At 60.6% G+C, this 13,332-nt stretch carries 9 protein-coding genes and 1 pseudogene; 4 read left to right on the forward strand and 6 right to left on the reverse strand.

Annotated features, from left to right (window positions below; all coding sequences use genetic code 11):
• Positions 1 to 92: 92 nt before the first annotated feature.
• From ACWGE0_RS00250 to ACWGE0_RS00260, 3 genes and pseudogenes are all read left to right on the forward strand, one after another.
• Positions 93 to 421: pseudogene (locus ACWGE0_RS00250) on the forward strand (transposase); the annotation flags it as partial.
• Positions 422 to 696: 275 nt separating this feature from the next.
• Complete coding sequence (locus ACWGE0_RS00255; protein WP_452258683.1) at positions 697 to 2,841, forward strand: hypothetical protein; 2,145 nt, start codon at positions 697 to 699, stop codon at positions 2,839 to 2,841.
• A 1,018-nt stretch (positions 2,842 to 3,859) separates the two neighbouring features.
• Positions 3,860 to 6,649 (forward strand): hypothetical protein, encoded by a 2,790-nt coding sequence (locus ACWGE0_RS00260; RefSeq protein WP_452258684.1) that lies wholly within the window; start codon positions 3,860 to 3,862, stop codon positions 6,647 to 6,649.
• 11 nt (positions 6,650 to 6,660) lie between these two features.
• Here ACWGE0_RS00260 and ACWGE0_RS00265 read toward each other — a convergent pair whose 3' ends face one another.
• The 3 genes from ACWGE0_RS00265 to ACWGE0_RS00275 form a co-directional block, all read right to left on the reverse strand.
• On the reverse strand, positions 6,661 to 7,503 hold the full coding sequence (locus ACWGE0_RS00265; RefSeq protein WP_452258685.1) for a DUF5753 domain-containing protein: 843 nt from the start codon (positions 7,501 to 7,503) through the stop codon (positions 6,661 to 6,663).
• Positions 7,504 to 7,566: 63 nt separating this feature from the next.
• Positions 7,567 to 8,466, reverse strand: coding sequence for a helix-turn-helix domain-containing protein (locus ACWGE0_RS00270; protein ID WP_452258686.1), 900 nt, complete (start codon positions 8,464 to 8,466; stop codon positions 7,567 to 7,569).
• On the reverse strand, positions 8,432 to 8,689 hold the full coding sequence (locus tag ACWGE0_RS00275; RefSeq protein ID WP_452258687.1) for a hypothetical protein: 258 nt from the start codon (positions 8,687 to 8,689) through the stop codon (positions 8,432 to 8,434). Before ACWGE0_RS00275 ends, ACWGE0_RS00270 begins: the two co-directional genes overlap by 35 nt.
• 962 nt (positions 8,690 to 9,651) lie before the next feature.
• Between ACWGE0_RS00275 and ACWGE0_RS00280 the strand changes: the two genes are divergently transcribed.
• Positions 9,652 to 10,584 (forward strand): hypothetical protein, encoded by a 933-nt coding sequence (locus ACWGE0_RS00280; RefSeq protein WP_452258688.1) that lies wholly within the window; start codon positions 9,652 to 9,654, stop codon positions 10,582 to 10,584.
• On the opposite strand, the gene ACWGE0_RS00285 is transcribed toward ACWGE0_RS00280, so the two are convergent.
• From ACWGE0_RS00285 to ACWGE0_RS00295, 3 genes are all read right to left on the reverse strand, one after another.
• Positions 10,573 to 10,923, reverse strand: a complete 351-nt coding sequence (locus ACWGE0_RS00285; RefSeq protein WP_452258689.1) for a signal peptidase I — start codon at positions 10,921 to 10,923, stop codon at positions 10,573 to 10,575. The two genes, ACWGE0_RS00280 and ACWGE0_RS00285, sit on opposite strands and share 12 nt — an antisense overlap.
• Positions 10,920 to 11,951, reverse strand: coding sequence for a transcriptional regulator (locus ACWGE0_RS00290; protein ID WP_452258690.1), 1,032 nt, complete (start codon positions 11,949 to 11,951; stop codon positions 10,920 to 10,922). The genes ACWGE0_RS00285 and ACWGE0_RS00290 overlap by 4 nt, the downstream gene beginning before the upstream one ends.
• A 669-nt stretch (positions 11,952 to 12,620) precedes the next feature.
• Positions 12,621 to 13,004: a helix-turn-helix domain-containing protein gene (locus ACWGE0_RS00295; protein ID WP_090062704.1), complete on the reverse strand. Its 384-nt coding sequence runs from the start codon at positions 13,002 to 13,004 to the stop codon at positions 12,621 to 12,623.
• Positions 13,005 to 13,332 lie beyond the last annotated feature (328 nt).

Here is a 13,332-nt window from a genome sequence, read left to right on the forward strand (position 1 = left end):
GGAACTGGGCAACGCCGGAAGCGACACCACTACTTCCCCGTGTCCGGTCTGGCCGGACGGGCTGACAGCAAGGGGCAGGTCGCGGTGGGGGTGAGATCACCGATCATCTCGGCTATGACAAGCGCGACCCGGCCGGCTGCGGGACCGGTAACTCGCGCAACGGCACTCGCGCCAAGACTGTGCTCACCGATGTCGGCCCGGTCGAGATCGGTGTGCCGCGTGACCGCGACGCGAGCTTGGAGCCGAAGATCGTCGCCAAGTGGCAGAGTCGCTTGCGTGATCTGGACGAGATGGTGATCTCCTTGGCTGCCAAGGGACTCACGACCGGGGGATCTCCGCGCACCTGACGGAGGTCTATGGTGCCGGGGTGTCGAGGTAGACCATCTCCACCATCACCGACGAGGTCGTCGAGGGCATGGTTTAGTGGCAGAACCGGCCGCTAGACCCGATTTATCCGGTAATCTTCATCGACGCGATCCACGCGATACGGCTGCGAGCCGTAGGCAGCGACGGACCAGATACTGCCAACTGGCGGCTAGCCTCATGATTCACGTCAAGATGACGCCGAGTTCAGCGTGCCGAATGAACCGAGTCGCTCCTGGGTGGTGCACAGCCAGATTCTAGGTCACGTAGAAATCTAGCCTGATGTGGCTTTAGACTCTAGAAACAATCATGGTCCGGTTTCATCATTGGTGTATGGTCAAATCTCCTTCGCGTCCATCCGTATTGACCTGGCAACGGCTGACAACACTGGCGGTCGCCTTCCTGCTCGTGCCATCACTAGTTGCTGGAAGTTGCACTCGCAGTACAGATCAACCGGAACAGCCGCAGATTCCTAATTTGTCGACAACTGTGCACACTGAAACCGTAAACAGTGTGAAAGAAGTTGATCATGCAGCGGCGCGGTACATTAATCAGCTTGGCGGCAGTGTTGATGATCGATCCAATGCTTTGCTTCAGTTGTATCCGATGATGGGCTATCCGGTAATTGATGATAATGGCACCCGTGTTATCACCGCTGGTTACAGTGGTGAAGGATTTGCTGCATATTGGTGGGAAGTCTGGTATCACGCAGCGAGTCCGCACGCGGGTGGGCTTAGTGTGGCCGACATTGCAGACATGCTAGCCGATGCTGCGGTTAATCCTTCGACGGTTCCTGAATTCGCGCGCTCGGGAATACGAAAATCCATGCTCAATGATCTCAGTGAGGCCGGCTCTAGCTCGGATCTGCGCACGAGGGCGCTGGGAGCGGCTGTGCGTTCGGCCGCCCGTGTTCACGGGAAGGGGCAGTTCGGCGACCCTGACCTAGATCCCTCACAGGTCTTCGTCAGTTCAGATGTGGCCTTGCTGGTGCTACGAGCGGGCGCGGCAGACCTTACTTTCTCGGCATCTCACCAGATTACCTCGCAAGGGTCGCTATCGAATGGTCCGGCCACCGACAAAGGCGACATTGAAGAATCCAGGCCGTGTCAATTCAACGCGACGGAAAGTGGCGTTATTCGCATTGCGGAAGAGGTAATAGCTCGTGGGTTTCGTGGACAACACCTAATTCCGGCGCCGTGGGGTCCTGAAGGTGCGCTGGGCTGGAAAGTTAAACTGCCCGGCCTTCAGCAGGTGTTGGAACAGCTTGGTGATCGGACCAAGTCGTTGTTGGGGAAACTTGGAGTTGCGCAACTTGTTCTCGACCTGCTGAAACTCCTAGTTCAGCTGTTTTCTTTGGATGTGGAAATCATTCCCGATAAGAGCCCATTGGTACGCACGAAGGAAGTTGGAAGTGCAGGTGAGCGGACTCATCTGACCGCGAAGCTTACCTATAACCTCGGCTCTAAGGCTTTTGTAAATTGTTTTAGACTGGTCTTCGCGAACATGGGAATGAAGTTTAGCGTACCATCTGACGGGCCACTATACGACGCCGACGTTACGTTTGTTGGCCTTAATGGATTTGGTCCTGCCTTCCTCTCGCGAGGTTCCGGTGAAAAGCTAGTCGAGCTTTGGGACCATCCCGGCGGGACCTATCACGCGCCAACCGGCCGCGATGGCACCGTGCGAATCGGGGTTCAGGGAACGCCTCAGAAGAAGCCGTTATCATCGCCGATTTCGGTGAGGAAGAGCTATGGGATGATGCTCGACATCCAGCTCCGTCGCGCGAACGTGTTTAACGACTTTTGGGATGCATTTAATACTGCCGTGAAGGGTACGCCTTACCAGAGTGCTGCTGACTTCATGATCAATATTATGAAGCGTAGTCGATGGGGATCAGGCGCGTTCGACTTTGAGCTCACCGACTGGACAAGTATGCCGTCTTTTGTGATAGATGAGTATCGCGAAGAGGTCCGTGCCACACTTGCAAACTCTGAGGGAACCGGCAACCATGACGAGGTCAGCCGCTCGGTCGGGCGTGGCCCAACTTCGTCTATGGACTGCCATCCGCTGCGATCGCCTGAGTGCTGGCTTTTCTTGAAAGTCCATACCGTGAGTACATATAGCGGCGCACTAAGCTGCGGAGAGGTTTATCCACCCCACGAAATCGACAATGGCGAGCAACACCTCGCGACGCTTGCGTACGATCCTACCCTGAAGGCAATCAATTGGTCGTATTCGACTTCTTTACTTGTAGGTAGCTACGCTACCGGGAGCTGTATCGCCGATGGGGCAGTCCAGAATCCAAACCTAGTGGCTACAATCAATATTGGTGATTTGATGAGTGGTCGACAGGTGAGCGTTGTATGGAAGGGTGGAGGTAACACTCTCGGTGTGGCCGGTGGGAGTATGGGGTATAAGGTCGACGTTACCGCAATAATTAGGAGGGTTAATGGAGATGGTACGCCTTACGCAGAATAAGATTCCCTGGCGATGTTCTGACACGCAGACTCCGCATGCGTGCGTCCGAGCACCTTCTTGCCTACCTGACACTTCGTCGTGAGCGGCAGCAACACACCGCACCATGCATCTTCTTTACGTGAGTCACGGGCGAGCGATAGACGCCCACATCTCGTGAACGTGAAGGCCGTCGGTGTTATTGCACCACGATCGTATGAACCACACGCACGCCCTTGAGACCATGGCTTGGTCGTCGAGTCTTATGCCGGACCCTGTGTCAAGTTCCGTGCCGCGTTCCATATCGGAATATGACCCACCAGGCGGCATCTGTTGCCATCTAGGGACTACTTCCCCCCGAGACTGAATGATCTTGCGTGCCGGGCAGTGGATGCACCAGCAGCTAGGGGCCACTGTGGTCGCTTGGCCGCGGTGAGCCAGTCTGTTGTCAAAACGCCGCGCCAACGGATCGCAGGTCTGATGAGCATGCCAACGGGCCTTGTTCTGCGAGTTCGACTTGAGCAGGGCATCTGAGATCGGCGGATCTGTGGCCATGATGATCTTCATCGTCCCGTGTGGCGGCCGGAAGCTGTCACATCCGGCGCCAGCCCCAGCCCGCGCCGGCCGACGAGCGTCGATCGCCTCAAGCTGACGGGCCGTGGGACAGGACGGCATCCTGCCACTGTCGGCCGCATGGTGGTCCAGCAGCAGGTTCACAACCAAAGTACGTCCAGCATGAGATCCGCCGACACGCGCCGCTGGGGTGTCGCTCCGCGGGAGTCGGTGCCAGCGGGCCGATTGTCGGCGCGCTCGGCACGCGCGGTCGTAACGATGGACCGGTGTGGTGGCGAAGTAGGAGGCATAACAGCCAGCCAAGTAGAGAACGGAGGTTCGGGTACATTCGCCATTCGATGGGCTCAAGCCGCCAATCGGGTGATGGATCGAACGTGATCGACGGAAGGGGTGAGCGTTACGGGCTACATCTTGGCGTGAAGAATGCTTTGATCTGGAGAAGCAGCTTATGGAATGAGGTTGTGTCGCCGTGCAGATCGCCTTCTTTGACTCGGATAACGACGAGCTGGCGGCTTATCGCAAAGGGCGTCTTTTTGAGCGCTTCACTGAGAGGCTTGTCGATCTGTGCGGGTACGAGCAGGTTGTGTTGCGGGCGAAGCGGGCAAGCCTCGAATATGACATCGAGGCGGTCTCAAAGATGACCCTGCGTCAGCTAGATGGTGAGGCGAAAGCTCACGAGTCCTCAATCTCCGGCAAGGAAGTCAGTGCTTTCGTCGGAAAACTGATTCCCCTCGCTGTTACTAGGGGTGGGGTAGATGGGCTCTTCATCTCGACGTCGCCGTTCACGCCAGATGGCGCTGATTATCTGCGGTCGCTTACCCCGGAAATCTTGACGGCGACCAAGATGACAATTAGGACGTTGGTTGGCCAAGAGATAATTGATTTTCTCTTCAAGAACGGGGCTTGCGCATCTGAAAGCGCCATCCGCGCCAGGGTGCACCAAGACACTCGCCTAGAGCCGCTCGACTCGTGGTATGTCATTGGAGAGCACGGCGATGTCATTGTTGCGTCTTGTGGGCCAAGTGCGGCCTCAGCGCCTACCAACTTCCTCGCGTACAGCACTGCCGGCGAGAGAACCGACCTGAGCGAGTCAGATGTCGCGCGGTTGAGGCTTCAAGTATCTGACCTTCAAAACCTTGCCTACTTTCGAGTGGGCGAGTCGACGGGCGAGACGGTTGAGCGCGCCAGCTTGCCAAGCGTGCTTGCCGGTGCTGGGTGGTTCGACTACAAGTTTCCCAGCCCTCCGGAATGCTTCATTGGGCGTACCGATCCACTTGACGAGATAGTCGGCTACCTTAATAGGGTCCGCGAGGAAGGCATCACTGCTCGGACGATCCAGGTCTTGAGTCGATCTGGCGTTGGAAAGAGTTCGCTCCTTCTGAAGGTTGCAGCTTCCGAAGGGGCAATTGCTTCGGTGACGGTTGACGGACGAAATCTGCTCACGCCTTCGGATCTTAGACTTGTCGTATCCAGTCTGGTGAAAAGCCTAAACGATGCCTGTGAGGCGGTCCTTAATCCTCCAGGTAGACAAGAGGATATATCGGGAAAGCTCGGCGAAGTGGGCTCTCTAATTAAGGAGCGCAACGAGGTTGCGACGATCCAGATTGACCAATTTGAGGCGCTGCTCTCCCGCCCGAGTGTGTTCCAGGGTGTTCTTGACCTGGTAGTGGAAACTACAGAGCGCACGCTCCCAATCGTCTGGATCATGGCGCGTAAGAACGACCTGGCTGCCACATACGATGAGGGTGCTGCCATTGACCTTGCCCGCCTAAACGAGCTTAGCTACTCGATCGAGCTGGATGATTTTTCGGTCGTTGAGGAGAAGGCTCTTTTGAATCGGCTCTCAACTGAGCTTGAGACTAAATTGTCACCTCAATTGACAGAGGCTATCCTCACCTTCTCCGCCGGATTTCCGTGGCTTCTAAAGCGAGTCTGCGCACACATACTTGGGATGGCTAAGTCTGGTACAGACGTCGGTCAGCTGGCGCGGGGAGGCTTGCGCGCCGAGGATCTTTTTGACGAGGATCTTGCAGGGCTGGACGAGGCAGACAAGGCTCTGCTTAGAGTCTTTGCCGCGAACCTGCCAAATACTGCGGCTGAACTCAGCAGGCGTCTGGAGGGGGAGGTCAGCTTTCAGCGGTTGACCGACAAGCTAAACGATTTCCTTGGTCGGAAACTGCTGCGACTTGCGGGAGACGTTTACGACACCTATAACGACGTCTTCAAATCTTACCTACTGACCAACCGGATACCTTTCCAGGCCCGCTATGTGTTCAGAGTTACCCCTGGCGCGGCACTTGGGCTGTTGACAACTATTTCCGATGAAGGTCCTCTCGATGCGGCCACTTTTGCTAAACGTATCGGAGGCAACCCGACTGCTGTGTACAACAAACTGCGGGAGCTTCGGCTGTTGGGTTTTATTGATCCACAGCCTGGCAGGGTAGCGCTTTCGGCGGAGGCTACAGCTGCGATTGATTCAGAGCAGATCGGAGATTTCCTGCGAAAGGCACTCCGTGCCAATGCGCTGGTTTCGCGTGTCCTGGATCTCGTTGCGAGCGAGGAAAAGGTAGATCTCGGTGCTGTTACTACACTATTGCAGCGAGAGCTTCCTCACATTAGAGTGAACAGCACTACGTGGGCGCAATACTCTAGCATTCTAGTGAACTGGCTCCGTTATGCCGGGATTATTGACGTTGAAGGCGACCTTATTAGACAGCGTGAGTCCGCGTCGGACGAGATGCTGCTGCGGCGTGAGTTCAACCTTGGTAACTTTACTCCTGGAACTTTTGTTCCATCAACAAGGCCACCGAGGGTTAGGGGGCTTGTCGAATTTTTGCGGAACGGCACAACGAAGCGCTCGGAGGTGCGATCGCATTTCGGGTCGAAATATGTGGCTGCAGTTGTAAGGGATGCGCGAGCCCTAAACCTTGTAGAGGACGACGGTGACGTCGTGCGCCTCACAGCGCAAGGGCGGGCACTCGTGGCGAACGGTGCGGAGATCACTGATCGCGATATTGCGGTTCTGTGTCTATCGAAGCAGAATGTTGCCGCTCTCATTGATGCGGCATCTGTCGGTGCGCTTAGCAAGAATGATCAGCGTGAGGTATTGAGCAGATTCGGGTCGGCAAACTGGTCAGAGCAGACTTGGGGTTGGCGGGTTGGGATCATCACCTCGTGGGTGGTGGCAACGGGTCAAGCAAAGGGCGGCCGGATAGGGCTTCGAAGCACAACTCCTGCAAGGGAACGCGGGCAATCTTGAACGGGGTGTGACTAGATGTCTGCGGCGGTCTCGGCGATGAGTTCCAACGAGTCGCCTTCGTCGAGAGCCAACGTCCGTAGCACCGAGAATCGTTCCGCTACCTGCTCGATTCGAGCGTGGGTTTCGACGTACTCGGAGCACAAGAACGTCTCCGTGTACACCACGTCGTTGTGCTGTCGGTGCGGAAAGCTCATCCATGTGAAGGGGCAGCTCGTCCTGGGGTAGGCCCCAGCCGCGTACGGCACCACCTGAAGGCTCACGTCTGGCAGCTCGCTCACCTCCATGAGGTGAAGCAGTTGGGCTTTCAGCACGCGCCTGCCGCCCACTACCTGTCGCAGCACTGCTTCCGGGAACACTGCCTCCACCGCTAGGGAATCGTCACCGCTTGATCGGGTCGCCCATGTCTCCCTGACGCGCCTGAGCTGCGCAGCTATGGCCGGGTCGTCCCACTGCGTCGTTGCTGTGGTGTAGTCGGCGAGCTGGAAGATGGTCGGCACTGTGTCGGTGGCGAACGTCCGCATCCGTGTTGCATCAGCAATCAGGAGAGGAAAGTCCTCAGCCGGATCGAAGATGGCCGCTTGGGGCTGCCGGAGCGCTCTCAGATCCGCGGCGTGCTGAGCCTGCGACATCACGAACTGCCACTCAGGTGTGGGCACCTTATAGACATAGCCCAGCGCCATGACGTCGATGGCCGCGGAGGGCTGTATCGAGTTCTCCATCATTGACAGCTTGGCGCTGCTGAAACCGACGCGACTGCCTGCTTCGACGAGACTGAGGTCGCGTTCGTCTCGCCACTTGACCAGCTTTCGGCCGACAGCGCGTTCGAGCGCAGTGGCTCGGAAGTCCTTAGGCATGAGGAGATCGACGCCTCACGATCAGTCTGCTCGCTCTCATCTCGGTGGCGAAGCGCTTGTCGCCTACAGCGGCGGAAAGGGCTCGTCCTCGTCTTCGCGGATCACGTCCTCGGCTCCGTCGGACTCCTGGAGGCGCACGCATCGGCGGGAGATCCACTTCAGCGACTGGTCCTCGTCGAGGCTGATCGCGTCGAGTGCCTGGACGACTGCTTCGTAGCCTTCGACCGCGTGTTCCTCTTCGACGAAGAGGCTGGAGTTCTCTGTCATGGTCCAGTTCAGCGGCTGGTACTTCGGGAACGTGAGCTGCGTGAACGGTCCAGCCATGCCGGCATGCGCGCCAGCTGCCGCGGGCACGATCAAGATCCGGATCTTCCTCCAGGCCGCCATGCGCATGAGGTGTTGCAGCTGGGCGATGTGCCCTTCGCGCCCACCGACCTGGAGTTCAAGCGCGAACTCGTGGATGTAGAACGTGCAGTCGAGGCCGTTGCGGAGCAGCTCCTGCATCTCGTGCAACGCACGCAGCCGCTCGTCCAGTTCGGTCGCCGGCATGGTGGCTGAAGCGGCCAGCACTCCACGCGCGTAATCAGTTGTCCGGAGGAGGTCCGGGATTGCATGAGGTTGCCAGCTGACGAGGGTCTTAGCCGCGGCAAGGTTGCTGCGGGCTGTGTGCGATCGGACTGGTGCGCGCTTGCCGTGTGGCTGCCACCAGCCGTTCAGCTCGGTAGCGGGGAAGAGGCTGAGCAGGTACTCGCGCTCGGGCTCAGGTACTCGGCAGATGCCGAGTACCAACGCGAGTTCCAAGGTGGTGACCCCGCCCTTGCCGTTCACCATGTCCGAGACCTTGGCCTCCTGCCAGCCCAGCAGGTCGGCGAGCTGTCGAGAGGTCATGCCCGCCTGCGTGATGGCTGCTCGCAGCCTCTCGCCGAACTCACGGCCGCGTGCGGTGGAGTACCTCTTGGGCATGTCCCGATTCCTTGCTCTGGTGCGAAGAACTTGATGAGAAGCTCGGCATCGGTGTGCTCGCGGACCTGGAGGGCTGGCCGTTCTCGCCGTGGTTGTTGGGCGCCTCGTCGAGCGCCTTCTCGTTGAGCTGGTTCTCGCGTCGCTGTGATAGCAACTCGGAGCGCTGCTCGTTGGTGAGCGACAACCACTTCTCGCCGAACGCCGCGGCGGTGAGGCCGTCCATCCGAGCGCCCCGCCTAATGGCTGGGGCTCTGGTGACGTCGGCGTGCGGCTGTTCGTTGCCACCAGTCGAAGTGGTCGCCGATGACCCATGACCATGTCGCCGCTGCTATAAGGCCGAAGACGACCGTGATCGCGGTCATGGCGACTCCCTTCCCGCAGGCGTGCGTTTTGGGGTGTCCGGTGACGTGTCTGAGGCGGACGCGGAGTCCTCACGTCACCGGACGGTCTGACGGGTGTTGAGTGGGCGTGTCAGACTGAAATCAAGATTTCATCAGCGCTCGGTCAGCGGTACGGCCTGCGGGCGACCTGGGACGTCCTGATTCGACCTGGGGGATAGGAGGGGCGATGCGGACGTTTCGCACTGTGCTTGAGCAGCGGATTTGGGAACGCCGGCAGACGCTGGAGGAGTTCGTCGAGGAAGCCGAGTTGTACGCGCGAGAGCATCGGGAGCCGGGGTCGCTCGGGCTTCGGCACCTTCAGAGGCTTGTTTCCGGGCGTCGGTCTGGTGGTGAGCCTCTTGGCCAGGTGAAGGCGAGTACCGCCCGACTGCTGGAGAGCATGTTCGGTGCGACGGTCGAAGTGTTGCTGTCTCCGTCGGCGGAGCACGGTCCTGCGGAAAGCGCGGTTGGCGCGGCGGCTCATCCGGGCTTGGCGGGTGCGTTCGAGTGGCTTGACGGTGCGGCTGGCTGGCCGTCAGGTTCGGCCGCGGCGAAGCTGAGTGCCGGGTTGAAGGTCGCTGACGTCGGGGTACTCCAGGGACAGCGGGCACGGCGGGGTGGGATCGGCCGGAGTCAGATCGCGGACGTTGTGAGGCGGTACTACCGAACCGACGCCACGTTCGGGGTCCGTGGCCTGGACTTGGATGTTCGGACCAGCGTGTTCACGCGGGCCGAATGGAATGACCTCGGGCTGTCGCTCGACGCTGGCCACGAGCGACTGGCTCTCGTGCAGCGAGCTGGGGCGGTGCCTGCTTTGGACACAGGCTGCGCGGAGGCGGCTGTCCAACGGCTCGTGGTGACTGCTGCTTTCGGTGTGCGGTTCGCGAACCTGCCGCTGTACCGGTTGGCGGAGATCAACGTCGGCTCACGGGGCATCGGCGGAGCCGTCGACGTGGGGAGCTTCGTCGAGTACGCGCTGACGATGGACCTGCTCGAAGCGGATCTGGCGGATGCGGTGGCGAGCGGTTCCGGCGCGCTGCACCCGTTGCGGGACAAGTACTTGCCGGACATGTGTGCTGTGCTCGATGTCGCTGGGCGCGTCTGCGCGGGTGGGGTTCTGTCGCTTGTGGCGATTGCGCGGCCGGCGGACCCGTTCCGTGGTGCTGCGGATTATGCGTTGATCGTGCAGATGCGGTCGGACCAGGTGGTGAACGCCGCTGGGAAGCTAGCGGTCATCCCGAAGGGCTTTCATCAGCCGCTCACCGATCCTCGGGCTGATGTCCGGATCGGTGCCACGCTTCGGCGAGAGCTGGAGGAGGAGTTGTTCGGCCGCGGCGATGTGGACGCGACTGCTGGTGGTGCGCGGGCGGCATCGCCGATGCATCCTGGGCGCTGGTCTGCGCCGATGCGGTGGCTGGAGGACGAGGTCGGTCGGATGAGGATGGAGTGCACCGGGTTTGGGCTGAACCTCGTGAGCGGCAACTACGAGTTCGCGACGCTCGTGTTGATTGAGGACGAGGAGTTCTGGCCGCGGTTCGGTGGGCAGCTTGAGGCGAACTGGGAGGCGTCTGGGCTGACGTTGTACTCCAGCTTGGACGGCGAACTCATCACGGATCTGGTGCAGCAGGAGGCTTGGAGCAACGAGGGGTTGTTCGCGTTGCTCCAAGGGCTCCGGCGGCTGCGTGAGGTCGGTGGCTCGCGGGTGAAGCTGCCGAACTTCGAGCTGTCAGGTCTGTGACGGCCAGCGGACGGTCATGACGATGGAGTCCGCGAGGGCTTCCCACGAGTGGTCGACGCCTGGACCCCACATGATGTAGTCGCCCTGACGACTCATGGTCTTGCTTCCGTCGGTGGTGTCCACGCGGAAGTTGCCTTCTATCAACAGAACCAGCGTCGTGCGCTGGTCGTCGGCAGTCCAATCCGGACGCTTGTCACCAGCGGGGTGCGTGCCCCACTTCACTTCGACGTCCTTTTGGGAGCGGACGCCGATCGACGGGTCGATGAAGTGTCCGACCAGCCAGCCGCGGGTTTCCGTGCTGTCGTCCGCGGCGTTGCCGGCTTGCCAGTTGGCGGTCACCTGATCTCCCATTCGATCTCTGGCAGGTCTACGCGGGTGCCGCCGATTTCACGGAGGCGGCGTAGGCCCTGCAGAAGGGCGAAGAGCCCTTCGTTGCTCCAAGCTACATCGTTGACGAGTTCTTCCAGGAGCTCCGCGTCGCGGCTGGAGTACTGGTGCAGACGGGTCGCTTCCCAGTTGGCTTGGACGTCTCCGCCGTAGCGCGTCCAGAACTCCTCGTCCTGGATGACGATGAGGCTGGCGAACTCGAAGTTGCCGCTCACGAGGTTCAGGCCGAAGCCTGTGCACTCCATGCGAAGGCGGCCGGGTTCGGCCAGTAGCCAGCGCATCGGCTCGGAGAGTCGGCTTGGGTGCATGGGGTCTGCGTGGCGCTGCTCGCCGACGGTGTTGTCCACGTCGTCGCGGCCGAACAGTTCCTCTTCCATCTCGCGGCGGAGGGTCGCACCAACCTGTGTGTCGGCGCGGAAGTCCGTTAGCGGCTGGTGGAAGCCCTTGGGGATCACGGCCAAGCGGCGGGCTGCGTTGATCACATGGCCCGACCGTTCCTGGACGAGCAGGAGGTAGTCCGGCTCGCTGCGGAACGCGTCCGCGGGGCGGGCGATGGCCGTGAGCGCGAGGGCTCCGCCTGCGCACATTCGGTCGCCGATGTTGAGCGCGGCCGTCAGGTTCGGCATGTAGGTGTCGCGGAGGGGGAGTGCGCCGGGGCTCGTCGGCTTGTCGGTGGTGAGTGCGTCGACCAGCTCGCCTTCGAGCAGGTCCATCGTCACCACGTACCCCACGAAGTCCGTCACGCCCACGGTGCCCGCGAGCTGGTGCTTCCGCATGTTCACGTCGAGCAGCCGGAACAGCGGCATGTTCACCATGCGGTGTCCCAGGGCCAGCGTTTCGGCCAGCCGTTGCGCGGCGCGGTCTGCGCTCGCCTCGTCCATCGTGATGTTGTCCGCCGGGGTTACGCCGGCGAGCTTGAGCTTGTCGTGCTTGGGGAACAGCGGGCAGTCGAGGTCCAGCCAGTCCGGGTGCGTCAGCACGGTCGTGGAGGCTGCCGTGTTCGTGCCGAACGTTGCGGAGTAGCGGCCGTGGCCGGTGGTCGAGGTGCCGTAGTAGTTCGCGAGTGCGCTGGCGGTGTCGCGTTGGTTGACGCGGCCACGGAGGACTCCGCGGTCCTGGAGGGCGTGCAGGTCGAGGGCTGCGAGGCGCGCGGCTACTTCGCTGCGGGCCGTACCGGGGTCCCAGCCTGCATGGGCGTCGAGCCAGTTCAGAGCGGCAACGATCGTCGAGTCTTCGCTGAGGCGGAGTTCGGCGTCTGCGGACGCGCCGTCCGGGGAGGTCCAGCGGGCCGCCGTTGACCAGCTCGTGAAAGCGGCCGACCGCGTCGGTTGGTGCGTTGGTCAGGGCCTGGTCTAGTTCGCGCTGGAGTCCAGAACGCGGCTTGGTGTCCGGCTTCTGATGCCAGGAGGCCACTGTGCGGACGCCGATGCCTAGATGTTCGGCGAAGGCCTCGTGAGTCATGCGTAGTGCTGCCTGTAGGCAGCGCGCTGATTGACCGGTCCACTCGTCGTTCACGCTCATGCTCGCGCTACCCCCGGAGCGCAGAACCTGCATTGAACTTACATTGGACATGCATGGGTTCGGGCGCTGATTCACGCTGGAATTGGTGCATGAAAATCAAAGCGCTCAACCAGCAGAAACGCACCGCGCTACCGGTTCTCGCGGACTTGCTTCGCTACCGACGCGAGGTCCGACTTCAGGTCGTCGAGGCGTTCGGTGATGTCGATCAGGCGCTGTTCGACACTGTCCAAACGCGACCAAAGCGAGTCGCCGGGGTCGGTGATCGGCTCGTCTCGCTCGGGTGGGCGGCGGCCGTGGAGCACTGCGTCGAGGTGCATCGGGTGCCAGCCCATGGCTGTAGACAAGGACTCCAGCGTCCGCGGCCCCCGCCGGCGCTCCACTGTGTTGTGTTGGATCTCGCGAACGATCGCCTGGGAGACGTTCGAGCGTTCTGCTAGCTCACGTTGACGCCAGCCGAGCTCGTTCACGCGCTCGTTGATGGCTCTGGCGACTGCCGCCCAATCCTCCGACACGTAATTCCTCCGCGTTCCGCCTCGGCGCTGATATTAGCCGCCTTGCGCTGTTTGGAGACGTGACACGGCGCATTTCGCGCTGTGCGAGATCAAGCACGCCTTCGTGTGCGCTGAAATCAATCAATTAGAGCTGAAATCGTCAGCTCACTCTTTGAAGGGCCTATTCCTATGCGTACTTCTGTGTCTTCTGTTCACTCCATCCGCGAGACCGCTTGGGTGCTCGGCATCAGCCAGGGACTTGTGTTTCGGGCGATCCGGCTCGGGTTGTTGACGGCTGAGCGCCAGTACGGCCGTCTCGTCGTCTCCGGTAGCTCGCTTCGGCAAGTGC

This window comes from Lentzea sp. NPDC054927 (genome assembly GCF_053610285.1).

Coding starts and splice junctions, on each gene's coding strand:
- ACWGE0_RS00255 (WP_452258683.1), top strand. CDS start 697: ATGGTCAAATCTCCTTCGCGTCCATCCGTATTGACCTGGCAACGGCTG.
- ACWGE0_RS00265 (WP_452258685.1), bottom strand. CDS start 7,503: ATGCCTAAGGACTTCCGAGCCACTGCGCTCGAACGCGCTGTCGGCCGA.
- ACWGE0_RS00270 (WP_452258686.1), bottom strand. CDS start 8,466: ATGCCCAAGAGGTACTCCACCGCACGCGGCCGTGAGTTCGGCGAGAGG.
- ACWGE0_RS00275 (WP_452258687.1), bottom strand. CDS start 8,689: ATGGACGGCCTCACCGCCGCGGCGTTCGGCGAGAAGTGGTTGTCGCTC.